We start from the raw sequence: 21,160 nt of genomic DNA on the forward strand, positions 1-21,160 counted from the left end.
AATGTCGGCTTCTCCGGCGGCGAGAAGAAGCGCAACGAGGTGCTGCAGATGGCGCTGTTCGAGCCGAGCCTGTGCATCCTTGACGAGATGGATTCGGGCCTCGACATCGACGCGCTGCGCATCGCGGCGGACGGCGTCAACGCGCTGCGGTCGCCCAAGCGCGCGATGGTCGTCATCACCCATTATCAGCGGCTGCTCAACTACATCGTGCCTGACGTCGTGCACGTGATGTCGAAGGGCCGAGTCGTGAAGAGCGGCGGCAAGGAACTGGCGCTGGAGCTCGAGGCTTGTGGCTACGGCCAATTCGAAGACGCGGCCTGACGGCTCTAGGGACTCCGATGAAGCAGGTTTTGCCCAAAGCCGACCCCGAACGCGCAAGTGGCAATGTTTTCGCTGCGGCGCGTGGACGGCTGCCTGGTGCAGGCCTTGTTCCCCAAATCCGGGCGAGCGCATTTGAGGTCTACGAGCGTACCGGTCTTCCGCATCGGGGCATGGAGGACTGGAAATACACAGATCTGCGCGCACTGATCGGCGAGGTGCTGCCACTCGCTCCGCGACCGGATGCGGAGGCGCTAGTGCGCGCAAAGGTGTCGGCCGAGCAAGTGTCTGCCGATCAGGCGGTCAAACTGGTTTTGGTGGATGGCATATTCGTGCCGGAGCTATCCGATCTCGGCAGGCTGGAAAATGAACTTGTTGTGCGGTCGCTGCGAGAGGTTCTGGAGAATTCGGCCCCTGGCGACATGGCAGGTCTGGTGCTGTCGACGACGACCGATTCCATTATCTCGCTCAACGCCGCATTGGCAACAGATGGCCTGGTGATTACGGTCGCCGACGGCAACGCGGTGAAGCGTCCAATTCAAATCGTTCACGTCGCAACCGGCGCGTCCGTGTCCACCTTTACACGCTCGTATCTACAGCTTGGTAAAGGCGCGCATGCGGCCATCGTGGAAAGTTTCGTCTCGGCTGAACGCGCGAGCGGCTATCAAGCCAACGATGCGATAATCGCCCTAGTCGGTAACGAGGCGAGCCTTTCGTATATCCGCGTCGCAGCCGCTGCCTCTGACGCCGTGAATATCTCGTCGGCGATCATCGCAGTCGGCGCCAGGGCTAAGCTCGACCTCTTCAGCATGACCTGCAGCGGCTCCATCAGCCGCTATCAGGGATTCATCTCGCTGGCTGGCGAGGGAACCAAGGTCTCGGCGAATGGAGTTAATCTCATCAGGGGCGAGCTTCACGCCGACACAACGATGGTGGTCGACCATGCCGTGCCACATTGCACCAGTCGGGAGAAGTTCCGCGCGGTCATCGACGATCGAGGCCGCTCGGTATTTCAGGGCCGAATTGTCGTTCGTCCTGCCGCCCGGAAGACGGACGCCACCCTGACGACGCGAGCGTTGCTCTTGTCCGACCAGGCCGAGGCTGACAGTAAGCCGGAACTTGAAATCTTGGCTGACGACGTGACCTGCGGCCACGGAGCGACATCGGGTGCGCTGGACAACAGTCTCGTATTCTATCTGCGCGCTCGAGGGCTACCCGAGAAGGATGCGAAGTCGTTGCTGATTAAAGCGTTCCTTGGCGAGTCGATTGAGGAGATCACTTCCGAGAATCTGCGCGATTTTGTGACAGCTCAAGCTGAACACTGGCTGCAGGCGGGGCGATGAGCGCACATCCCGCCGTGAGCAATGGCAGTTACGACGTCAACCGTATACGTATGGACTTTCCCGCGCTCGCCATGACGGTGTACGGCAAGCCGCTTGTTTACCTCGATAACGCTGCATCCTCGCAAAAGCCAAACGCGGTGCTTGACCGTATGATGCAGGTGTACTCCAGCGAATACGCCAACGTTCATCGCGGCTTGCACTACCTCGCAAACGCGGCGACCGAGGCGTATGAAGGCGCCCGTACCAAGGTGGCGCGGTTTGTGAACGCGCGTACAAACGAAGAGATCATCTTCACTCGGAGCGCCACGGAGGCAATCAATCTGGTCGCGCAGACTTTTGGCCGTGAACGCGTTAACCCGGGTGATGAGATCGTGCTCTCCATGATGGAACACCATTCGAACATTGTGCCATGGCACCTTCTCAGGGAACGACTCGGTGCAGTGATCAAATGGGCGCCAGTGGATGATGACGGAAACTTCTTGCTCGATGAGTTTGAGCGACTGCTGACCCCGCGCACCAAGATGGTTGCAATCACACAAATGTCGAACGTGCTCGGCACAGTATTGCCGGTGAAAGACGTGGTGAGGATCGCGCATGCTCGTGGTATCCCGGTGCTGGTTGACGGCTCGCAAGCTTGCGTCCATCTGAGCGCCGACGTTTGCGACATTGATTGCGATTTCTACGTCATGACGGGCCACAAACTCTATGGTCCGACCGGGATCGGTGTGCTTTACGGCAAGTCTGAGCATCTGGCATCGATGCCGCCCTTCAATGGCGGCGGAGAGATGATCCGCGAGGTCTCGCGTTCCGGCGTCATTTATGGTGATCCGCCACACCGGTTCGAAGCAGGTACGCCGCCGATCGTCGAAGCCATTGGTTTAGGGGCAGCTATCGATTACATCAATTCAATAGGCAAGGTGCAGATCCGCAGGCACGAGAGCGTGCTGCTCGCTTACGCGCAGGAGAGGCTGGCGGAGATCAATTTCATGCGCTTGATCGGGAACCCGGCCGACAAGGGACCGATCATTTCTTTTGATATGAAGAGTGCGCATGCGCATGATATTGCCACCGTCATCGACCGCGCCGGTGTAGCGGTGCGGGCGGGGACCCATTGTGCGATGCCGCTGCTCAAGCGCTTCGGCGTGCTGGCAACGTGCCGTGCGTCCCTCGGACTTTACAATACACATCAGGAGATCGATGTGCTCGTGCGTGCGCTTATCAAGGCGCGGCAGCTGTTCTCGTGATTAGGCCAGCCTGCGATCTCCAGGTGGCAAGGCAGCTCGCATTGAGGCCTGGAGGATGAGGTCATGCACCTGACCACATAGCAGCAGGTAAGCACCTGTAGGTCGCAACAAGCATAGATAGGATTGATGGGCCTGTGTCGGCCAGCCGCCCTTGCGGCCGGTCTTCCAGTGCGGCGCCTTAGGCGAGGTCGATCGCAGCGTACTGCGATCGCGAACACGTTCGAGAATTGGGCGGGCAATTTCACGCATAGCCAGCCCTTGTTCAATTTCGAACAGGGCGGAGCCAAGAGTTCTCTGCCCCAAGCGTAATGTCGGGTTCGCAACACCAACCACCGTAACCGCAGGAGGCGCGCTAAGCGACTTTGATTGCTATGTTTTTGGCGCACATGATGCGCTGGCATGCTGGTTGCAAAAGTCTTGCCCAAGAAGCCGCCCTCGCAACAGCTAACTTTTGAAGGACATCAGATGAGTCTCGCCACGACCCAGAGCATCGCAGAAATCAGGGCTCGCAACAAAGAGCTGATCGAGGAGGTGCTGAAGGTCTATCCGGAGAAAACCGCGAAACGGCGTGCCAAGCACCTCAACGTTCACCAAGCCGGCAAGTCAGATTGCGGGGTGAAGTCCAACATCAAATCCATACCTGGCGTGATGACGATCAGGGGCTGCGCCTATGCAGGGTCAAAGGGAGTGGTCTGGGGACCGATCAAGGACATGGTCCATATCAGCCATGGCCCGGTAGGCTGCGGTCAATATTCGTGGGGCTCCCGACGCAATTATTACGTTGGCACGACGGGGATCGATAGCTTCGTGACCCTGCAGTTCACCTCCGACTTCCAGGAAAAGGATATCGTATTCGGTGGCGACAAAAAGCTGGTCAAAATTCTTGACGAAATCCAGGAGCTGTTTCCGCTCAACAACGGCATCACGATCCAATCGGAATGCCCGATCGGATTGATCGGTGACGACATCGAGGCCGTGTCGAGAGCGAAATCCAAGGAATACGGCGGCAAGACCATCGTGCCGGTCCGTTGTGAGGGCTTTCGGGGTGTGTCGCAATCACTAGGCCATCACATCGCCAACGATGCGGTGCGCGATTGGATTTTCGACCAGCTCGAGTCCGATGGCAAATCAAAGTTTGAGCCGACGCCGTACGATGTTGCGATCATCGGAGACTACAATATCGGCGGCGACGCCTGGTCATCGCGAATTCTGCTAGAGGAGATGGGCCTGCGGGTGATCGCGCAGTGGTCCGGCGACGGTTCACTAGCTGAGCTCGAGGCAACGCCGAAGGCAAAGCTCAACATTCTGCATTGCTACCGTTCTATGAACTACATCTCGCGTCACATGGAAGAGAAGTTCGGTATCCCCTGGTGCGAGTACAACTTCTTCGGACCTTCAAAGATCGCAGAGTCGCTGCGGAAGATTGCTGGCTATTTCGACGACAAGATCAAGGAAGGCGCCGAGCGGGTGATTGAAAAGTACCAACCGCTGGTGAGCGCTGTGATTGCAAAATATCGCCCGCGCCTGGAGGGCAAGACGGTGATGCTGTACGTCGGAGGGCTCCGTCCGCGTCATGTGATCGGCGCATACGAGGACCTCGGGATGGAAGTCATTGGTACGGGATACGAGTTCGGTCACAACGACGACTATCAGCGCACAGCTCAGCACTACGTAAAGGACAGCACGCTCATCTACGATGACGTTAATGGCTATGAGTTCGAGCGCTTCGTCGAAAAGCTCCAGCCTGACCTCGTCGGCTCGGGCATCAAGGAAAAATACGTTTTTCAAAAGATGGGTGTGCCGTTCCGGCAGATGCATTCCTGGGACTACTCGGGCCCATATCACGGCTACGACGGCTTTGCCATCTTTGCCCGCGACATGGACATGGCCATCAACTCGCCCGTCTGGAAGAAAACGAAGGCCCCCTGGAAGGAAGCTTCGAGGGCCAAGCTCCTGGCAGCAGAATAAACCAACTCATCTCGCTCTGCCGGAAAGCCAGGGCGACACCAATCTCGATAGTGAAGGATTTCAACAATGGCGCAGAGTGCCGAACACGTGCTCGATCATCTCGAACTGTTCCGAGGTCCAGAATACCAGGAGATGCTGGCCAAAAAGAAGATATTCGAGAATCCGCGCGATCCCGCCGAGGTTGAACGCATCAAGGAATGGACGAAGACGGCCGAATATCGCGAAAAGAACTTTGCGCGGGAGGCGCTAGCGGTAAATCCGGCCAAGGCATGCCAGCCACTTGGCGCCGTATTCGCCTCTGTTGGCTTTGAGGGCACGCTGCCCTTCGTCCACGGCTCGCAAGGCTGCGTTGCCTATTACCGCAGCCATCTGTCGCGGCACTTTAAGGAGCCTTCTTCCTGCGTCTCCTCGTCGATGACGGAAGATGCTGCCGTATTCGGCGGTCTGAACAACATGACCGACGGGCTCGCGAACAGCTACAACATGTACAAACCCAAGATGATTGCGGTCTCGACCACCTGCATGGCCGAGGTGATCGGCGATGACCTCAATGCCTTCATCAAAACGTCGAAAGAAAAAGGCTCGGTCCCGGCGGACTTCGACGTGCCATTCGCCCATACGCCGGCGTTCGTCGGGAGCCACGTCACCGGATATGACAATGCGCTCAAGGGCATTCTGGAGCATTTTTGGGACGGTAAGGCCGGAACAGCGCCGAAGCTGGAGCGCAAGCAGAACGGGGCGATCAACATCATTGGTGGGTTCGATGGCTATACCGTCGGGAACCTTCGCGAAATCAAGCGCATCTTGGCGTTGATGGGCATCCAGCACACGATTCTCGCTGATAATTCTGAAGTCTTCGATACTCCGACAGACGGCGAATTCCGGATGTATGACGGAGGCACGACGCTGGAAGATGCGGCCAACGCGGTTCACGCCAAGGCGACAATCTCCATGCAGCAGTGGTGCACCGAAAAAACGCTGCCATTCGTTGCTGATCATGGGCAGGACATCGTATCCTTCAACTACCCGGTGGGCTTATCCGCAACGGATGACTTTATCGTGGCGCTGTCACGCATCAGCGGCAAGGAGATTCCCGAGCAGCTCGCGCGAGAACGTGGCCGCTTGGTCGACGCCATCGCTGACTCCAGCGCGCATATCCACGGCAAGAAGTTCGCGATCTATGGTGATCCGGATCTTTGCTATGGGCTGGCTGCGTTTCTGCTCGAACTCGGCGCCGAACCGACCCATGTGCTGTCCACGAACGGCAGCAAGGCATGGCACGAAAAAATGCAGATGCTGCTTGCAAGCTCGCCATTCGGGCAGGGCTGCCAAGCCTATCCGGGCCGGGACCTCTGGCACATGCGCTCACTCCTGTTCACCGAGCCAGTCGATTTTCTGATTGGCAACACCTATGGCAAGTATCTGGAGCGCGATACTGGAACGCCACTGATCCGCATCGGCTTTCCAATTTTTGATCGGCATCACCATCACCGGTCCCCCCTATGGGGCTATCAGGGCGGCCTGAATGTGCTCGTGAAGATCCTGGACAAGGTCTTCGATGAGATGGACAAGAAGACAAACGTTCTTGGCGAAACTGACTACAGCTTCGACATCATTCGTTGATGAGCGACCGTGTCGCATGCCATCGCAATAACTCTGCGATGGCACAAGCACATGACCGTTGACCATGCAATTAGTTTGCGCTGAGAGGAAAAAGGGATGAGATCACTAGCGGCCACGGTCCAGAATATTTTTGACGAGCCGGGCTGCGCCAAGAACGGCATTAAGTCGGAGGCAGAACGCAAGAACGGCTGCACCAAACAACTGCAGCCGGGGAGCGCTGCGGGCGGCTGTGCTTTCGATGGCGCCAAGGTTGCGCTACAGCCGTTCACCGATGTCGCTCACTTGGTGCATGGTCCGATCGCGTGCGAAGGTAATTCCTGGGACAATCGCGGCGCGGCGTCGTCAGGCTCGAATCTGTGGCGCACCTCGTTCACAACCGATTTGAGCGAAACCGATATTGTATTCGGAGGCGAGAAGCGGCTCTGCAAAGCGATCAAGGAGATCATCGACAAGTGCGACCCGCCCGCGATCTTCGTTTATCAAACCTGCATCCCGGCGATGATTGGCGACGATATCAACGCAGTCTGTAAGGCCGCATCTCAAAGGTTCGCAAAGCCGGTGATCCCGATCAATTCCCCGGGCTTCGTCGGCTCGAAGAACCTCGGTAACAAGCTCGCCGGCGAGGCGTTGCTCGACTATGTGATCGGGACGCAAGAGCCAGACTACACCACCCCGTACGATATCAACCTGATCGGAGAATACAACCTTTCGGGAGAGCTCTGGCAAGTGAAGCCACTGCTAGACGAGCTTGGAATACGGATTCTCTCCTGCATCTCCGGCGATGGCAAGTATCGCGAAGTCGCTTCATCCCATCGCGCGCGGGCGGCGATGTTGGTGTGCTCAAAGTCCATGATCAACGTCGCACGCAAGATGGAGCAACGCTACGGGATTCCGTTCTTCGAGGGGGCGTTCTACGGTATTCAAGATTCGAGCGAATCGCTGCGTCAGCTTGCCCGCTTATTGGTTGAGCGCGGCGCGCCTGCAGATCTGCTCGGGCGCACTGAAGCGGTGATCGCGCGCGAGGAAGCGTGGGCCCGGGCTGCGATAGGGCCGTACAGGCCACGATTCGAAGGCAAGAAGGCTTTATTGATTACCGGCGGCGTCAAGTCATGGTCGATCGTTGCGGCACTCCAGGAAGCAGGGCTTGAGTTAGTCGGAACCAGCGTCAAAAAATCAACCAGGAAAGACAAGGAGCGCATCAAGGAGCTCATGGGGCAGGATGCCCACGTGATCGAGGACATTACGCCGCGCGAGATGTTTAAGATGTTAAAGGACGCAAAAGCGGACATCATGCTATCGGGCGGCAAGTCGCAGTTCGTCGCGCTGAAGGCGGCGATGCCATGGCTCGATATCAATCAGGAGCGTTGCCACGCCTATATGGGCTATGTCGGAATGGTCAAGCTGGTGGAGGAGATCGATAAGTCACTCTCGAGTCCGATGTGGGAGCAGCTACGTCGACCGGCACCATGGCAGGCATTGGCCAAGGCGATGGAGCAGATGCAATCGCCGGCGGCAGCGATCGCCTGCGATCCGGCGCTCGCCGAGACCGCGCGCCGCGCGAGGAAGATCTGCGTGTGTAACACGGTCGATCTGGGCACGATTGAGGATGCAATCTACGCGCACGGCCTGAGGAGCGTCGCAGCGGTGAGAGAGCATACCAATGCGGCCGGTGGCTGCTGCCGGAGGCGCATCGAAGGTATCTTGGTGTCCGATCCATCTGCCATGGTACAGGCGGCAGAATAAGGAGGCGTCATGGCCATCGTCACGGCGCCGACGAAAGCCTGCGCTGTCAACCCGCTGAAGATGAGTCAGCCGATCGGCGGCGCATTCGCCTTCATGGGGCTGCGCGGGGCGATGCCGCTTCTGCACGGCTCCCAGGGATGCACATCCTTCGGGCTCACGCTTTTCGTCCGGCATTTCAAAGAGGCAGTACCGCTGCAGACCACCGCGATGAGCGAGGTCGCGACCGTACTCGGCGGTTATGAGAATCTCGAGCAGGCTATACTGAACATCTACAACCGTACCAAGCCAAAAATCATCGGAATCTGCTCGACCGGTGTCACCGAGACCAACGGCGACGATGTGGATGCCTACCTCAAGCTAATCCGGAGCAAGCATCCCCAACTCGCAAAGTTGCCACTGGTGTATGTCTCGACGCCTGATTTCAAGGGCGCGTTCCAGGACGGCTGGGGGAAGGCTGTGGCACGCATTGTAGAGGTGCTGGTGGAAAGGCCCGGCGCCAATGGCCTGCGGGACCCATTGAAAGTGAATGTTCTGCCGGGTTGTCACCTCACGCCCGGCGACATTGATGAACTCCGTGTCATACTGGAAGATTTCGGGTTGTGCCCGTCCTTCCTCCCTGACGTAGCAGGATCGCTCGATGGACATATCCCCGATGAGTTTACGCCAACGACCATCGGCGGCATCGGCGTCGACGAAATTGCGGGCATGGGCCGCGCCGGATGGACGATTGCAATCGGGGCGCAGATGCAGCGTGCGGCAGAGGTCATGCAGGTCAAGACCGGCGTGCCTTTTCGTGTCTTCGAGCGGCTGTGTGGTCTCTGTCCAAACGACGAATTCATGACCTTCCTGAGCGAGATCAGCGGCCGCCCCATACCCTTGAAATATCGGCGCCAGCGCGGTCAGCTCGCCGATGCAATGCTGGACGCGCACTTCCATATTGGCGGTCGCAAAGTTGCTATCGGCGCTGAGCCAGACCTTCTGTTCGATATGTCCGGCATGCTGCACGACATGGGCGCTCAGGTGACAGCGGCCGTGACGACCACTCAGTCGGAGGTGATCGAGCGGATCAAGACCAAGGAAGTACTCATTGGCGATCTCGAGGATCTGGAAGGGCTTGCCAAAACACACCATTGCGACCTGCTGATCACGCATTCGCATGGCAGGCAAGCGGCGGCTCGCCTGAAATTGCCGTTCTATCGTACGGGTTTTCCTATGTTCGATCGACTTGGTGCGGGACACCAACTATCCGTGGGCTATCGTGGTACCCGCAATCTGATCTTCGAAATCGCCAACCTCGTGATCGCGCACCGCGAGGAGAACGATCAGCCTACGCCCGATAGATGGCGGACTGCGGCCGGTCTGCCACGATGCTCCGGGTATCGCAGCTCCGCCGGCGCGGCTGGGAGGTCGATTGCATGAAGGTCGCGTTTGCCACTCAGGACATGAGACGGGTGGATGCCCATTTTGGTTGGGCAAAGAATATCGCAATCTACGATGTCGCGCCTGGCGGGCACGTGTTTCTCAAAGCGATTGAGTTTGAGGGCGACCTTAAGGAAGACGGCAACGACGATAAATTGGCGCCGAAGATCGAGGCGATCAAGGATTGCGCGATTCTTTACGTCGCCGCCATCGGCGGTGCCGGGGCTGCGCGAGTGGTGGCCAACAAGATTCATCCTATCAAGGTGAACAAGCCAGAAAGCATTCTGGTGTTGCTCGAAAAACTCGAGCGCGTACTGAAGGGCACGCCACCTCCCTGGCTACGCAAGGCCATGGCAAAGGACCGACGGCGTACGTTCGAGTTCGACGAATGAGGTGATATGACCGCTAAAATAGAGCAGCAGGGCAGCGCCGTCGACGCGCCATTCCTCAAGGAGTTGATCAAGATTTGGCGTGCGCACGATACCAACGGAGCCTGGGACGGGAAAAGCGATCTTGACCTGCTCGAACCCTATATCCTGGACAAGCAGAAAAGGCGCGCATTGCCGATTATCGGTGATCCCGATCCCGATACACTGTGGCGGCTTAAGCTGTTCTTCGATGCGGTCGCGCTCTCGATCGAGAAGGAGACCGGCGGGATGATCCAGCCGATTCTGGATCTGCATCATGAAGGCTTCGGCCGCATGGTGCTCATCTCAGGTCGGCTGATCGCCGTGAACAAGCAGCTGCGCGACGTCCATCGCTTCGGATTTGATAATTTCGTAAAGCTCGCGCAGGAGGGCGACAAGTACGTCAGCGACGGAATCGACTTGACTCGGAAATTTCCGGACGTGGCAAACTATTGGGGATACTCATGAGCGATCGTGAAACATTGAAGGCGGAACTAAGGAAGGTGTCCGCCAAGGCGATACAGGCGAAGATGGATCTGCACGACCTTTCCGAAGAATTACCCATCAACTGGACCTCGATCATGCTGGTGGCGCAGAAGGCGTACGATGCCTATGCCGAACTTGAGCGCAAGGGCCTCGACTTGAAGGCGCTTGAAAAGACTTAAAAGGGGCAATGCATGTCGTTTCAAACACGAGACGGACGCGACTGGACGCCACAATACTTGATCTCGATCGATCCCAAGAAGTGCATCGGCTGTGGCCGCTGTTTCAAGGTTTGCGGCCGTGATGTCATGACGTTGAAAGGAATCAGCGAGGATGGCGAATTTGTCAACCTCGATGACGACGACGATGAGATCGAAAAGAAGGTCATGGTTCTGAATGATCAAGGCGCCTGCATTGGCTGCGGTGCATGCGCCAGGGTTTGCCCCGCGAACTGCCAGACTCACGCGTCAGCCGTACCTGAAGCGGCGTGAGCGAACACACTCGTCCTGTCGCGGCAGGCGAGATATAGGTGAGGAAAGGTGCAATTGCGATCAGGTGAACTCATGGTGAGAACGGCGCGCCAGAAGGATCTCGATTGGTTGGGGGCCGGCTATATTATGCCGATACAACAGCCGTTGCTCACAAACCACTCCTCTCCAAGGTCTGCCTATTCGTAGAAGGCGAGCCGCGCCTCACGCAGCGCTAAGTAGATCGAAGTGCCTGTCATGATGGATTCCTGAGAGCATAGTTCAAGGCAGGTAGCCACTTACGTTGGACGATTTGAGCCGAGGGGATACTGTGCATGTCTGCTTGCGATCAGGAGAAGCTTACGTGTCTGCCGCGCCGCCGATCGTGGACAATGATGTCTGCCTAGATGGTCGAATCTGAGAACGTGAAGTGCCGTAAACACCTTAGTTGGTCTTTTGCGCACGCCCGGTGACGGACGACATTTTCGCTGCCCAGTACACAGTCGTTGCAACAGAGCATCGAGAGCACATCGCAAATCAGACACGGAACACTTGGCACGCAGGTCTCTAATTGTCGTTGCGCGGGTACCTGGTCGGGCCTGCTACCCATCTGCTGATAGGGAATCTGCGAGTCATCATCATTAGACGTCGGTCTCTTTGACGGATCGGCAGCCGGCGATCTTACGTGCGATTCTACCCACAGATCGCGGCTTGTCGCAGCGAATTTGTAACTCACGCGCAGAGGTAGTCACGCCGAAGCGCAGGGTGTTTTGGTCAGGTTGTGGTCAGCTAGGAATCCTATCCTAGCAACAGAGCTTGCGCGGCACGAGCTCAGTTGCGTGCAACTTTGCCGATAGGAGAGCGCTCTCATGTATGGCAGAAGCGTTGGCTCATCCAGCCAGTTTACAACCGGTAACCAAACTGACGATTCGTCAGAAGCGGGAGATAGTCCCCGGTTTGCGGAAACACTTGCAGGAATGGAGCGAGGTGGGTCGTCATCCGAACCAGCGGCGTCATACTCTCTCGTTTCCGAACCGCCCATTAGAGAGATCGACCGAGACTCCTTTTTGCGCGGAGTTGAGAGATTCTTGCGCAATGATATCAGGCGCATCGCCGAGAATCCAGAAGAGTACTCGGACTTCGTCTCCCAGAAGGCTGAGCGCGCAGCAACGGTTGCTGGAAGTTACGCCAACACGTACGACGATCCAAATAAACCAGCACGATTTTACAGCTACCGGTTGGGCGACGAAATTGTCGGGCTTCTAAGAGCAGGAGGCCCGGCTCGGATTAAAGGAGACCATTTTCAGCAGCAGTTTGGGCGCAACGATATCACGTCCGTCGTAGATCTTAGGGTGACTCATCCGCTTGTCGAGAACGCTGGCGATATCTTGTTAGAACATCAACTGCGACAGGACGGGGACCAGCCACTGATCTTGTCGCGGCCGGCCCTTGCAGGCATGGAACCTCGTCTAGCGGATATGGGTTTTGTTCCCGTAGGTCGTAACTACTGGGTGCTTGATCCCCACCAGCGCGACGATGTGTGGGCGAAGAACGAGAACGATGAGTGGCAGCGGGTAGGCAAGCCTACGAAGTATCTTTCCAAAGATGGGGGCAGTGATGTCGGTCCTCAGAGAAGCTACGAAACGGACTCATCGGACGATGACCCTTCATTTTACTTGGAGCGCGCTCTTACGGAGATGCACATGGAGTAAATCCGCTGCAATAGCAACAGCGGCCCTGAAATGACGGACATTTAACCGTTCTGTTCCGGGCTCAACGGTCTTGCTTCAAAGGGGGCGCACGCTCGCTGCGTCGTCCCCGCCGGCTGAAACGTTCGTTCAACCTTTCTCCGAAAGCGCTTACGAAGCTGCGGTGGGATGCGATCCGAGGGGCGTAACGGGCGGGCCTACGGAGTGGCCATCAACGAGCAGCAACGACCAGCCTTCGCAAGCAGCTCTCTGGCAAATGGTGCAGAGGGCCTGGACCCGAAAGCTGCAGCTGTATGGCCATCATGGAAACGGCAGCAAGGCCCAAATTGTCGAACTGACTGGTCTGAATTATGCGTCGGGTAATTGGGTGAGCCAGCAATGGCTGGCTTGCGCGTTGGATTACCACAGACACTATCAGCCCGGCACTTGTACGGTTCTTGCAGGTTGCTTGCACAGCGACGATGAAAATCGTCTTGCGATGAATGGGCGATAAATGAGGCCAAGTCCTATCTACGTGATCTGCAGGTTTAATGACATCCCGAGCCGCCAGGCCATGGGATTCCGCCTTATGGTCGTCGATGACCACGGCAATCATCGGCCGTGGTCCATCATTGTGGTGCGCTGGGGCAAAAAGGTGCTTGGCTACGTCAATAGATGCCCGCACAACGGCGTCAATTTGGACTGGCAGCGGAACGAATTCCTCGATCCATACGGTATCCGGCTGATGTGCGGCAAGCATGGTTCGACCTTCGAACTCGGCACCGGCCGGTGCGTCGAAGGTCCATGTCAAGGTAGGGTACTCACGCCGATCGCGTTGGCAGTTCTGGACGGTGATATCTGCGTTGTCGGCGTGCATCTTGTCGAAGACGATGCATCGGCCAACAACTGAAGACCGCGCTCAGACCGGCCGGTTCTCGTTGCGGTCTTTCACGGGCTCCATCCACTTTAGCCCCTCGTCGTACGAGATCTCCTCATAGGATAGGTCGAGATCCTTTGCGGCATCGAGGAGGTAATCAAGCTTGCCGGCCGGATCGAGTTTCTTGATGTCGTCCTTGTTGAGCCCGACCAGGTCCATCATCTCCTTCCAAACCGTGGATTCATCGCACGGTAGGACGTGGAAGCTAATATCACCGAACTTGACTCGGTACTTCGCCAGTAAATCAATGTTGTTGCAAAACATGAAGTAGCTGCCAGTTGGGCTTAAGGCGCCGTCAAGGACGGTCACGACGTCAGCAAGATAGGCGAAGGAATGCAGGTAGCCGGCCAGCACCGGAATAGTGCGTTCACCGTCCTGCGCGATCGTCAACACCTGCTCAATCGAGTAGTCTGGCGGCCGTTTCTCGTCCGCGACCTGCGTCTGGAATTTTAGTGCCACGTCGCCGCGAAAGCCGAACCGGCCCGGCTTGGCAGTCCCGCCTTTGAGTACGGCATTGAGCAGGCGGCCCTCCTTCTCAAGTCTGCCGAGTGCGGTGTTCTCGATTGCAGTCATTAAACTCTTCCTCGATCTAAACTGTTCACCGACGCCTTGGCCGGTGCCAGATGCGATGCAAATTGCTTGCCGTCGCATGTGTAGCGGCCTTCGCCGTAGCTTAGAAGAAAACGCGTCAGTGGCTGCTATCGCCTCAAGGAGCCTTGTCGGGAACCCAACACCGGTTTCAACGCCAACAGGCACGATCCAAAAAGGTGAGCATCATCAAGCGTCTGCGCGCTGGCACGTGACTTGCCCCTAACAGCTAGATCCAAGATGATGAGGGAAAGCCGTGATCAACCTGACGCACAGCGCAGTGAACGCAATCAAGAGCGCGATTTCATCGTCGACGCACCCGACCGGCGGTCTGCGCGTCATGATCGAAGCGGGCGGCTGCAATGGATTCAAATACAAGATGGGTCTGGTCGAAGAACCGAATCCTGACGACGCCGTGATCGAATGCGATGGGCTGAAGGTGTTCGTTGATAACAAGAGCCGTGAGCATCTGATCGGGACGACCATCGATTTCGTGATGGCACTGGAGAGTTCTGGCTTTACCTTTCACAACCCGAACACCACCGCGAACTGCTCATGCGGAAAATCGTTCGGCTGATGAACCAAATCGTTCAGCTGATGAGGAGGACATCGAAGCATGCCGGCCGAACCGGAACAACTGAGGCAATCGCCGCCCATTACGACAGACCGAGAGCGTCGCATCCGCGGCGCCATCGAAGCAATCGGACCCAATCTGCAACGCGGTGGAGGTGACTGTCACCTGATCGAGATGGATGGCAGCAGGATCATGGTCAGGCTGTCCGCTACCCGCACGTTCCGTAAGCTTTCGAGCGTTACGCTGAAAGGCATTCAGGCGCGCGGCTTGTTGGTAAAATCGACGAATTGGTCCGCCTGGTCCCCGTCGCGGCTGCAGGCGAGGTAGCGGATTGAGCGAAAATCGAATGCTGATTTACCTCGATAATAATGCAACGACTCGGACCGATCCATCCGTGGTGCAAGCCATGTTGCCGTTCTTCACCGAGCAATTCGGCAATGCCTCGTCCACGCATGCCTTTGGCAGCGAGGTCGCAGTCGCTGTGAGGCAGGCACGGCGTAGCTTGCGTATCCTACTAGGGAATGCATACGATAATGAAATCGTTTTCACCTCGGGAGGGACCGAAGCCAATAATGCCGCAATCCTCTCTGCGCTTGCGATGCAGAAAGATCGCGACGAAATCGTCACCACCTCGGTAGAGCACTCCGCCGTTCTTGCGCTAACCGAGCAATTGGCGACAAGAGGGGTCAAGACGCACATCGTCGCCGTAGATTCCCGGGGCCGGCTCGACATCGAGGCGTTTCGCGGCGCACTCGGGCCACGCACAGCGATTGCCTCGGTTATGTGGGCCAACAACGAGACCGGAACGATGTTTCCGGTGGAGTTTCTGGCCGGGCTGGCCCGCGAGGCCGGCGCGCTGTTTCACACTGATGCGGTCCAGGCCATCGGTAAGGTGTGCGTGAACCTGAAGGACAGTGCGATCGACATGCTGTCGCTATCCGGGCACAAACTGCACGGCCCCAAGGGGATCGGCGCGCTTTATTTGCGCAAAGGGACAAAATTCCGGCCGCTGATCTGCGGCGGATCACAGGAACGAGGGCGCCGAGGCGGGACTGAGAATATTCCCGGCATTGTCGGCCTGGGAAAAGCCGCCGAGCTTGCGGCGGAGCGGCTTGACCCCGAACGCGGTCGCATTGGCGCTTTGCGCGACCGTCTTGAGCAGGGAATCTTGAAGAACGGCGGGTGCGTTGTGCTCGGCGACAGCGGCAATCGGTTGGCGAACACGGCCAATATTGCCTTCGACCATCTCGAAGGCGAAGCCATCGCCCACCATCTCGATCGGGCGGGCATCGCTGTGTCGCTCGGATCAGCCTGCAACTCCGGCTCCATTCAGCCATCGCATGTTCTGCGTGCCATGCAGGTGCCGCAGTGGCGAATGCACGGCGCGGTGCGCTTTTCTCTGTCGCGTGAAACCTCCGTTGCGGAGATCGATGAGGTCGTGTGCGCAGTGTCCGACATCGTGGCTCGCCTGCGCGCCACCTCCCCCATCGCAGTCAGGGAGTAGACCTCGTGAAAATCATGATCCGCCGGTCTCCGGACGCGGGCCTGTCGATCTACGTGCCCAAAAAGGATCTCGAAGAGCCAATCGTTGAATCCGAGTACGAGACGCTATGGGGCGGCTGGATCAAATTAGCTAATGGCTGGGTGCTCGATTTGCCTGAGATGCCGAGCGGCACAGCGTTACCGATCACAATTAACGCTAAAAAACGGGGCGAGAGCGGGGACGATCCGTGAAGGCGCCCCCACAGATCGACTTTGTCGATGGTGCCGATGCAAAGGCGAGGCTAGTTGACATCGCTGCCGGGCTGAGGGCCGCGAGCGTCATTCCCTATCTCGGTCCTGGCCTCGTCGAATTGTGCAGATCCGATATGCCGACCACGCAAGAGGCGTTGGCCAGCTTCTTCGCGAGCAAGGTTACGCCGCCGCGCCGGGCTAGGGGCAATGCGTGGGCCTCGGCGCAGCATATCGAGATCAGCAAACACCGGTCAGCCGTGACGACATTGATGACGCAGGCCTTCGCTCGCCCAGTCGAGCCGACGCGGTTGCACCATCATCTTGCGTCCCTGTCCCTGCCCGTCATAGTCGACGCGTGGTATGATGCCGCCATGCGCGCGGCGCTGGGTGAGCGCGATGGATGGGGCGAAGTGCAGGGTATCACCCGCATCGGCAATGGTGAGAATCGATGGTATCGCTTTTACGATTCACTTGGCCAGGGAGGTCGACAGTGCCGTGGCCGGCAGCTGGGCGACGGTGTTGTACAAGCCGCATGGTAGCGTGCAGCCGGCCAACAACTCCCTTATCTCCGACGCTGACTATGTCGAGGCGTTGACCGAAATCGACATTCCGACACCAATTCCGGACATCATCAAGAAAAGGCGAACCGGCCAGACCTTTCTCTTCATCGGCTGCCGCTTCAACGACCAGCTCTTGCGTAGCTATGCCCGGCAGATCATAAAGCGCTCGGCCGACACCCACTATGCGATCGTGGATCCGGACGCGCTCTCTCGCAACGAGCTTCGCTTTCTACTCGAGCAAGGCCTTACACCGCTTGTGATTGGGGTCCCTTGCGCGGTTGAGATACTGATCACCCATTAGCGTCCTTGTGAAGCCCGAATCCCCCAGCTCGTATCGGGCTATTTGCGATAGCCGTAACGCGAGAAGACCCGGTCAGATGGAGCCGGGTTCCGGCGAGCTCGGCGCGAGAATGAATGCGCAAGCCATGGAGCGCTGCGTGAGAATGACGACGTATCTGTCGCACTGACAACAAGCGTATCATTGTATGTTCTTGCATGAGCCGGCGCACATCGGTTCCGCTAACTCGTTGGCGTCTGGCAGCAATTTCATCGTCCCCGTCATGGCATGCGAGTTGCTAAGAGCTTCTTGAGGCTCGCTCACGGATGATCCTGGGAAGCCGATGATGCCTGCAGGGAAAATGAAAATGAACGCGGTCGTCGGACGCGGAAAATATGTCAAAGCGGCAGTGGATGGCGGCAAGATGAAGCCCGCCGCCGAGTATAAGGGCTGCCGCGCTTCGGCCAACACCGGTCAGGCGAGCTGCGGCTCGCAGGCGGGGCAAGGCGATCTGCCGATCGAAATCTGGGAAAAGGTTAAGAACCATCCCTGCTACAGCGAAGAAGCGCATCATCATTACGCCCGCATGCATGTCGCGGTCGCGCCTGCCTGCAACATCCAGTGCAATTACTGCAACCGAAAATACGACTGCGCCAATGAATCGCGTCCGGGTGTGGTGAGCGAGAAGCTCACGCCCGAGCAGGCGGTAAGAAAAGTGCTCGCCGTCGCGACCACTATTCCGCAGATGACGGTCCTTGGCATCGCTGGTCCCGGCGACCCTCTGGCCAATCCAGCAAAGACGTTCAAGACCTTCGAGCTGGTCGCCAAGGCGGCTCCGGATATCAAGCTGTGTTTGTCAACCAACGGACTGGCTCTGCCGGACCATATTGATACCATCGCCAGGTCCAAAATTGACCACGTCACCATCACCATCAACATGGTCGATCCCGAAATCGGCGCGATGATCTATCCGTGGATCTTCTTTAACCACAAGCGCTACACCGGCATCGACGCGGCAAGGATACTCACCGATCGCCAGCTGCAAGGCCTCGAGATGCTTGGCGAACGGGGCATCCTGTGCAAAGTCAACTCGGTGATGATCCCAAACATCAACGACCGCCACTTGGTCGAGGTCAACAAGGCGGTGAAGTCGCGCGGTGCCTTCCTTCACAATATCATGCCACTGATCTCCGCGCCCGAGCACGGCACGGTATTTGGCCTCAACGGTCAGCGCGGACCGACCGCGTGGGAATTAAAGGCGCTGCAAGATGCTTGTGAAGGGGAGACAAAAATGATGCGGCATTGCCGCCAGTGCCGCGCCGATGCGGTCGGTCTACTCGGGGAGGATCGCAGCGCAGAGTTCACCACCGATCAGGTCATGAAAATGGACGTCCAATATGACTTAGAGATGCGCAAGGCATATCAGAGCAGGGTAGAGCGTGAGCGTGCCGCCAGAGTCGCGGCCGGCCAAAAGGAGTTTGCCGAATGTGCCGGAGAGATGAGCGCGATCACTCTTCTAGTGGCCGTGGCGACCAAGGGCTCGGGGTTGATCAACGAGCACTTTGGGCATGCAAAGGAATTCCAGGTTTACGAACTTTCTACATCCGCCGCCAAATTCGTCGGCCACCGCCGCGTGGACGTTTACTGCCAGGGCGGTTATGGCGAGGAGGACAGGCTTTCCGCCATCATGGGTGGCATCCATGACTGCCATGCGGTCTTCGTGTCCAAGATCGGCGGCTGCCCGAAAAGCAAACTGATCAAGGCGGGGATCGAGCCGGTCGATCAATTCGCCCATGAGTTCATTGAGAAGTCGGCGATCGCCTGGTTCAAATCCTATCTGGACAAGGTGAAACGCGGGGAGATCCAGCACGTGCAGCGCGGCGACGCCGCGATCCGGCAAGGATCTCGGATCTCTGCAGCGTAAAGGGGGAATATGTGCCATTCAAAATTGTCGCCTCGCAGTGTACGAGCTGCTCAGCCTGCGAACCCTTATGCCCGAACGATGCCATCTCAGAAAGGGGGGGGAGCTTCGTCATTGAAGCGGTGAAATGCACTGAATGTGTTGGCCATTTCGACGAGCCGCAATGTGTCGCCGCCTGTCCGGTCGACAACACCTGTGTGGTTGACACATCCTTGCCTCGTTACCAGGCGCCAGCTTAAAGCGTGAGGCCCATGAGGTGGCGTGCCAAGAGCTGGTTCAAAAAGCGTCATTAGCTACGTGCTGCGGGTTGGCGGCGGCGCAGGCGCCGATCTTCGGTCCTCCATCGCGGACGAGAACTGCGCTGGATTGCCGTGCGTTCGTGCTGTAACTGGTCGGCAGCACGGCCCTGGCGGGCTTTCATTCCGCGCGGTGGTGCAAAGCCGGTTCGCGATGCCGAGAGTGGCCTTCTCGGCAGCGCTGCTATCGTCGATGTGACTGACGATGCCGCGCAAGGATGAAGTGAATGCAGAATCTCGCCTGAGGGGGCCGAGGCGGCTCCCCGCACCTCTAAAGGAACGATGCATGAGAGGCGATACATGAACAGCCTCGTTCGCGACAGCGACGTCGTCGAGCTCAATCAGCCGCCTGTCTACAGCTTTGGCCAAAAGGTGCGAGCCAATCGCACCATCCGCAATGATGGCACCTATCGCGGCAAGGAGATTGGCGACGTTTTAGTCAAGAAGGGAGAGGTGGGTTACGTCGTATCGATCGGCACGTTCCTGCAGCAATTCTACATCTACGGCGTCGAGTATCCGGAAAGCGGCTACCGTGTTGGCATGAAGCGCAAGGAACTGGAGCCGGTGGACGCCTACGAGGAGATCGATGATCTGCCATTGCCGGAGGAGTCGTGACGCAGCCCGGCTTTCCGAAATATCGACGTGGCCAGCGGATCAAGACCGCAGTCGACCTCATCAACGACCACTCATTTCCCGATACGGAGCCCGAAGGAGTCTTGCTCGCCGCCGGAGCGACCGGTGAGATCATCAACGTCGCGATCCATACCGAAGCGAACGTGCCGATCTACATTGTCGATTTTGGTGAGCAGCTGCTCATCGGCTGTCTTGAAGAAGAAATCACAGTGCTTTGAATGGAGGCTTTCGCCATGAATGCTGCGCTGATGAGAAAGATAAAGGCCGGGCTGGTGCCTCACCCGAACGAACTCGATCGCAAACGGATCGAGCGCGGCTTGAGCTCACGCAGGCGCTATCTCTACGTCTCGCCGAACGTGACGCCGGTGAGGGGCGGCTACCTCATCGAGAGCCCATGTTGCTCGCGCAACATCACCAAGGATGGCGCTCTCATCGATGTCGCGCTGGTTCTTTATGATGCCGTGTGCGGGATCTGGAAGCTGTTTCGCAAGAACCACGCGCGCGGAATCTGGGAATTTTACAGCCTTTACCATCGGTTGACTTCTGCAATCGACGAATTGAATGCGGATCCGGAGCGTCTGTTTTGGCAATGATGCCCCGCCTTTCACGAGCCACAGAGGAGCCACGATGGCGCTCACCGCGGAGGAATTGATCGAAATCGAGCGGCTGCTTGCAGCCGATGGCGCCGAGATGGGTTCGTTTGTCGAGCTGCAGCGCCGCTTTCCGCAACTTGCTTGGGTGCGCTGTGATGCGTCGGATGTGGCGGACCAGCCGTTCCGGCAGTTTCCGCGTTTCGACCTTCATCTGATCGATGGATCGGATCACTGCGTGCAGATTACAGCCGATCCGACGCGGGCGACCGGCATCGTCTTGGCCAAAAGGAATGTTGGGCGGTGAGCACTGAACTGGTAGAGTATCGGCTTGATGGCGCGTACAC

General features: G+C 57.8%; 23 protein-coding genes and 2 pseudogenes. 24 read left to right on the top strand and 1 reads right to left on the bottom strand.

Features of this window, described 5'->3' with window-relative positions; genetic code table 11:
• The 13 genes and pseudogenes from sufC to D6B98_RS35540 form a co-directional block, all read left to right on the top strand.
• Nucleotides 1-321: pseudogene (gene sufC / locus D6B98_RS35480) on the top strand (Fe-S cluster assembly ATPase SufC); the annotation flags it as partial.
• A 17-nt stretch (nt 322-338) separates the two neighbouring features.
• Entirely contained in the window at nt 339-1,661 is a 1,323-nt protein-coding gene (gene sufD / locus D6B98_RS35485; RefSeq protein ID WP_126261643.1) for a Fe-S cluster assembly protein SufD, read from the top strand.
• On the top strand, nt 1,658-2,905 hold the full coding sequence (locus D6B98_RS35490; RefSeq protein ID WP_126261644.1) for a cysteine desulfurase: 1,248 nt from the start codon (nt 1,658-1,660) through the stop codon (nt 2,903-2,905). The genes sufD and D6B98_RS35490 overlap by 4 nt, the downstream gene beginning before the upstream one ends.
• 465 nt (nt 2,906-3,370) lie before the next feature.
• The gene (gene nifD, locus D6B98_RS35495; RefSeq protein WP_126261677.1) at nt 3,371-4,873 is read left to right on the top strand and encodes a nitrogenase molybdenum-iron protein alpha chain; all 1,503 of its coding nucleotides are present in this window, start codon (nt 3,371-3,373) and stop codon (nt 4,871-4,873) included.
• Between the two features lie 66 nt (nt 4,874-4,939).
• Entirely contained in the window at nt 4,940-6,496 is a 1,557-nt protein-coding gene (nifK, locus tag D6B98_RS35500) for a nitrogenase molybdenum-iron protein subunit beta (RefSeq protein ID WP_126261645.1), read from the top strand.
• Nucleotides 6,497-6,592: 96 nt separating this feature from the next.
• On the top strand, nt 6,593-8,239 hold the full coding sequence (nifE, locus tag D6B98_RS35505; RefSeq protein ID WP_126261646.1) for a nitrogenase iron-molybdenum cofactor biosynthesis protein NifE: 1,647 nt from the start codon (nt 6,593-6,595) through the stop codon (nt 8,237-8,239).
• Nucleotides 8,240-8,248: 9 nt separating this feature from the next.
• Nucleotides 8,249-9,658: a nitrogenase iron-molybdenum cofactor biosynthesis protein NifN gene (gene nifN, locus D6B98_RS35510; protein WP_126261647.1), complete on the top strand. Its 1,410-nt coding sequence runs from the start codon at nt 8,249-8,251 to the stop codon at nt 9,656-9,658.
• The gene (gene nifX / locus D6B98_RS35515) at nt 9,655-10,050 is read left to right on the top strand and encodes a nitrogen fixation protein NifX (protein WP_126261648.1); all 396 of its coding nucleotides are present in this window, start codon (nt 9,655-9,657) and stop codon (nt 10,048-10,050) included. Before nifN ends, nifX begins: the two co-directional genes overlap by 4 nt.
• A 6-nt stretch (nt 10,051-10,056) precedes the next feature.
• Complete coding sequence (locus D6B98_RS35520) at nt 10,057-10,533, top strand: NifX-associated nitrogen fixation protein (RefSeq protein WP_126261649.1); 477 nt, start codon at nt 10,057-10,059, stop codon at nt 10,531-10,533.
• Entirely contained in the window at nt 10,530-10,730 is a 201-nt protein-coding gene (locus D6B98_RS35525; RefSeq protein WP_092218307.1) for a CCE_0567 family metalloprotein, read from the top strand. The genes D6B98_RS35520 and D6B98_RS35525 overlap by 4 nt, the downstream gene beginning before the upstream one ends.
• A 12-nt stretch (nt 10,731-10,742) precedes the next feature.
• A complete protein-coding gene (fdxB, locus tag D6B98_RS35530) occupies nt 10,743-11,039 on the top strand; it encodes a ferredoxin III, nif-specific (protein WP_126261650.1) in 297 nt (98 codons plus the stop codon).
• A gap of 953 nt (nt 11,040-11,992) precedes the next feature.
• Nucleotides 11,993-12,727: a host specificity protein gene (locus tag D6B98_RS35535; protein WP_126261678.1), complete on the top strand. Its 735-nt coding sequence runs from the start codon at nt 11,993-11,995 to the stop codon at nt 12,725-12,727.
• A gap of 490 nt (nt 12,728-13,217) precedes the next feature.
• A complete protein-coding gene (locus tag D6B98_RS35540; RefSeq protein ID WP_126261651.1) occupies nt 13,218-13,613 on the top strand; it encodes a Rieske (2Fe-2S) protein in 396 nt (131 codons plus the stop codon).
• A 9-nt stretch (nt 13,614-13,622) separates the two neighbouring features.
• Here the strand turns inward: D6B98_RS35540 and D6B98_RS35545 are convergent, their stop codons facing one another.
• Entirely contained in the window at nt 13,623-14,213 is a 591-nt protein-coding gene (locus tag D6B98_RS35545) for a hypothetical protein (protein ID WP_126261652.1), read from the bottom strand.
• A gap of 271 nt (nt 14,214-14,484) precedes the next feature.
• On the opposite strand from D6B98_RS35545, the gene D6B98_RS35550 reads away from it, so the two are divergent.
• The 11 genes and pseudogenes from D6B98_RS35550 to D6B98_RS35600 all read left to right on the top strand — a co-directional run bounded on the left by D6B98_RS35550 (nt 14,485) and on the right by D6B98_RS35600 (nt 21,120).
• Nucleotides 14,485-14,805, top strand: coding sequence for an iron-sulfur cluster assembly accessory protein (locus tag D6B98_RS35550; RefSeq protein ID WP_126261653.1), 321 nt, complete (start codon nt 14,485-14,487; stop codon nt 14,803-14,805).
• Between the two features lie 39 nt (nt 14,806-14,844).
• Nucleotides 14,845-15,129 (top strand): NifU family protein, encoded by a 285-nt coding sequence (locus D6B98_RS35555; RefSeq protein WP_235884898.1) that lies wholly within the window; start codon nt 14,845-14,847, stop codon nt 15,127-15,129.
• A 4-nt stretch (nt 15,130-15,133) separates the two neighbouring features.
• Entirely contained in the window at nt 15,134-16,306 is a 1,173-nt protein-coding gene (nifS, locus tag D6B98_RS35560; protein ID WP_126261654.1) for a cysteine desulfurase NifS, read from the top strand.
• 5 nt (nt 16,307-16,311) lie between these two features.
• The gene (gene nifT, locus D6B98_RS35565; protein WP_126261655.1) at nt 16,312-16,536 is read left to right on the top strand and encodes a putative nitrogen fixation protein NifT; all 225 of its coding nucleotides are present in this window, start codon (nt 16,312-16,314) and stop codon (nt 16,534-16,536) included.
• Nucleotides 16,533-17,397, top strand: a pseudogene (locus D6B98_RS35570) (SIR2 family NAD-dependent protein deacylase). Before nifT ends, D6B98_RS35570 begins: the two are co-directional and overlap by 4 nt.
• Before the next feature lie 400 nt (nt 17,398-17,797).
• A complete protein-coding gene (gene nifB / locus D6B98_RS35575; protein ID WP_126261679.1) occupies nt 17,798-19,297 on the top strand; it encodes a nitrogenase cofactor biosynthesis protein NifB in 1,500 nt (499 codons plus the stop codon).
• Between the two features lie 11 nt (nt 19,298-19,308).
• Nucleotides 19,309-19,533, top strand: a complete 225-nt coding sequence (locus D6B98_RS35580; protein WP_126261656.1) for a 4Fe-4S binding protein — start codon at nt 19,309-19,311, stop codon at nt 19,531-19,533.
• Nucleotides 19,534-19,890: 357 nt separating this feature from the next.
• Complete coding sequence (locus tag D6B98_RS35585) at nt 19,891-20,205, top strand: nitrogen fixation protein NifZ (RefSeq protein ID WP_126261657.1); 315 nt, start codon at nt 19,891-19,893, stop codon at nt 20,203-20,205.
• A complete protein-coding gene (locus tag D6B98_RS35590) occupies nt 20,202-20,441 on the top strand; it encodes a nitrogen fixation protein NifZ (RefSeq protein WP_126261658.1) in 240 nt (79 codons plus the stop codon). The genes D6B98_RS35585 and D6B98_RS35590 overlap by 4 nt, the downstream gene beginning before the upstream one ends.
• A gap of 15 nt (nt 20,442-20,456) precedes the next feature.
• Nucleotides 20,457-20,816, top strand: coding sequence for a DUF3024 domain-containing protein (locus tag D6B98_RS35595; RefSeq protein WP_126261659.1), 360 nt, complete (start codon nt 20,457-20,459; stop codon nt 20,814-20,816).
• Nucleotides 20,817-20,850: 34 nt separating this feature from the next.
• Nucleotides 20,851-21,120 carry a DUF6129 family protein gene (locus D6B98_RS35600; protein WP_126261660.1) on the top strand — a complete coding sequence of 90 codons (270 nt, stop codon included), beginning with the start codon at nt 20,851-20,853 and terminating at the stop codon, nt 21,118-21,120.
• Nucleotides 21,121-21,160 lie beyond the last annotated feature (40 nt).

The organism is Bradyrhizobium sp. LVM 105 (genome assembly GCF_003957705.1).
Classification (GTDB): Bacteria; Pseudomonadota; Alphaproteobacteria; order Rhizobiales; family Xanthobacteraceae; genus Bradyrhizobium; species Bradyrhizobium frederickii.

Excerpts from the sequence above, each read along its gene's own strand:
- nifN (WP_126261647.1), top strand. The coding sequence starts at position 8,249 with ATGGCCATCGTCACGGCGCCGACGAAAGCCTGCGCTGTCAACCCGCTG.
- nifE (WP_126261646.1), top strand. The coding sequence starts at position 6,593 with ATGAGATCACTAGCGGCCACGGTCCAGAATATTTTTGACGAGCCGGGC.
- D6B98_RS35600 (WP_126261660.1), top strand. The coding sequence starts at position 20,851 with ATGGCGCTCACCGCGGAGGAATTGATCGAAATCGAGCGGCTGCTTGCA.
- nifX (WP_126261648.1), top strand. The coding sequence starts at position 9,655 with ATGAAGGTCGCGTTTGCCACTCAGGACATGAGACGGGTGGATGCCCAT.
- D6B98_RS35540 (WP_126261651.1), top strand. The coding sequence starts at position 13,218 with ATGAGGCCAAGTCCTATCTACGTGATCTGCAGGTTTAATGACATCCCG.
- nifB (WP_126261679.1), top strand. The coding sequence starts at position 17,798 with ATGAAGCCCGCCGCCGAGTATAAGGGCTGCCGCGCTTCGGCCAACACC.
- D6B98_RS35545 (WP_126261652.1), bottom strand. The coding sequence starts at position 14,213 with ATGACTGCAATCGAGAACACCGCACTCGGCAGACTTGAGAAGGAGGGC.
- D6B98_RS35520 (WP_126261649.1), top strand. The coding sequence starts at position 10,057 with ATGACCGCTAAAATAGAGCAGCAGGGCAGCGCCGTCGACGCGCCATTC.
- sufD (WP_126261643.1), top strand. The coding sequence starts at position 339 with ATGAAGCAGGTTTTGCCCAAAGCCGACCCCGAACGCGCAAGTGGCAAT.
- D6B98_RS35535 (WP_126261678.1), top strand. The coding sequence starts at position 11,993 with ATGGAGCGAGGTGGGTCGTCATCCGAACCAGCGGCGTCATACTCTCTC.
- D6B98_RS35555 (WP_235884898.1), top strand. The coding sequence starts at position 14,845 with ATGCCGGCCGAACCGGAACAACTGAGGCAATCGCCGCCCATTACGACA.
- nifD (WP_126261677.1), top strand. The coding sequence starts at position 3,371 with ATGAGTCTCGCCACGACCCAGAGCATCGCAGAAATCAGGGCTCGCAAC.
- D6B98_RS35490 (WP_126261644.1), top strand. The coding sequence starts at position 1,658 with ATGAGCGCACATCCCGCCGTGAGCAATGGCAGTTACGACGTCAACCGT.
- D6B98_RS35595 (WP_126261659.1), top strand. The coding sequence starts at position 20,457 with ATGAATGCTGCGCTGATGAGAAAGATAAAGGCCGGGCTGGTGCCTCAC.
- D6B98_RS35585 (WP_126261657.1), top strand. The coding sequence starts at position 19,891 with ATGAACAGCCTCGTTCGCGACAGCGACGTCGTCGAGCTCAATCAGCCG.
- nifK (WP_126261645.1), top strand. The coding sequence starts at position 4,940 with ATGGCGCAGAGTGCCGAACACGTGCTCGATCATCTCGAACTGTTCCGA.
- D6B98_RS35525 (WP_092218307.1), top strand. The coding sequence starts at position 10,530 with ATGAGCGATCGTGAAACATTGAAGGCGGAACTAAGGAAGGTGTCCGCC.
- fdxB (WP_126261650.1), top strand. The coding sequence starts at position 10,743 with ATGTCGTTTCAAACACGAGACGGACGCGACTGGACGCCACAATACTTG.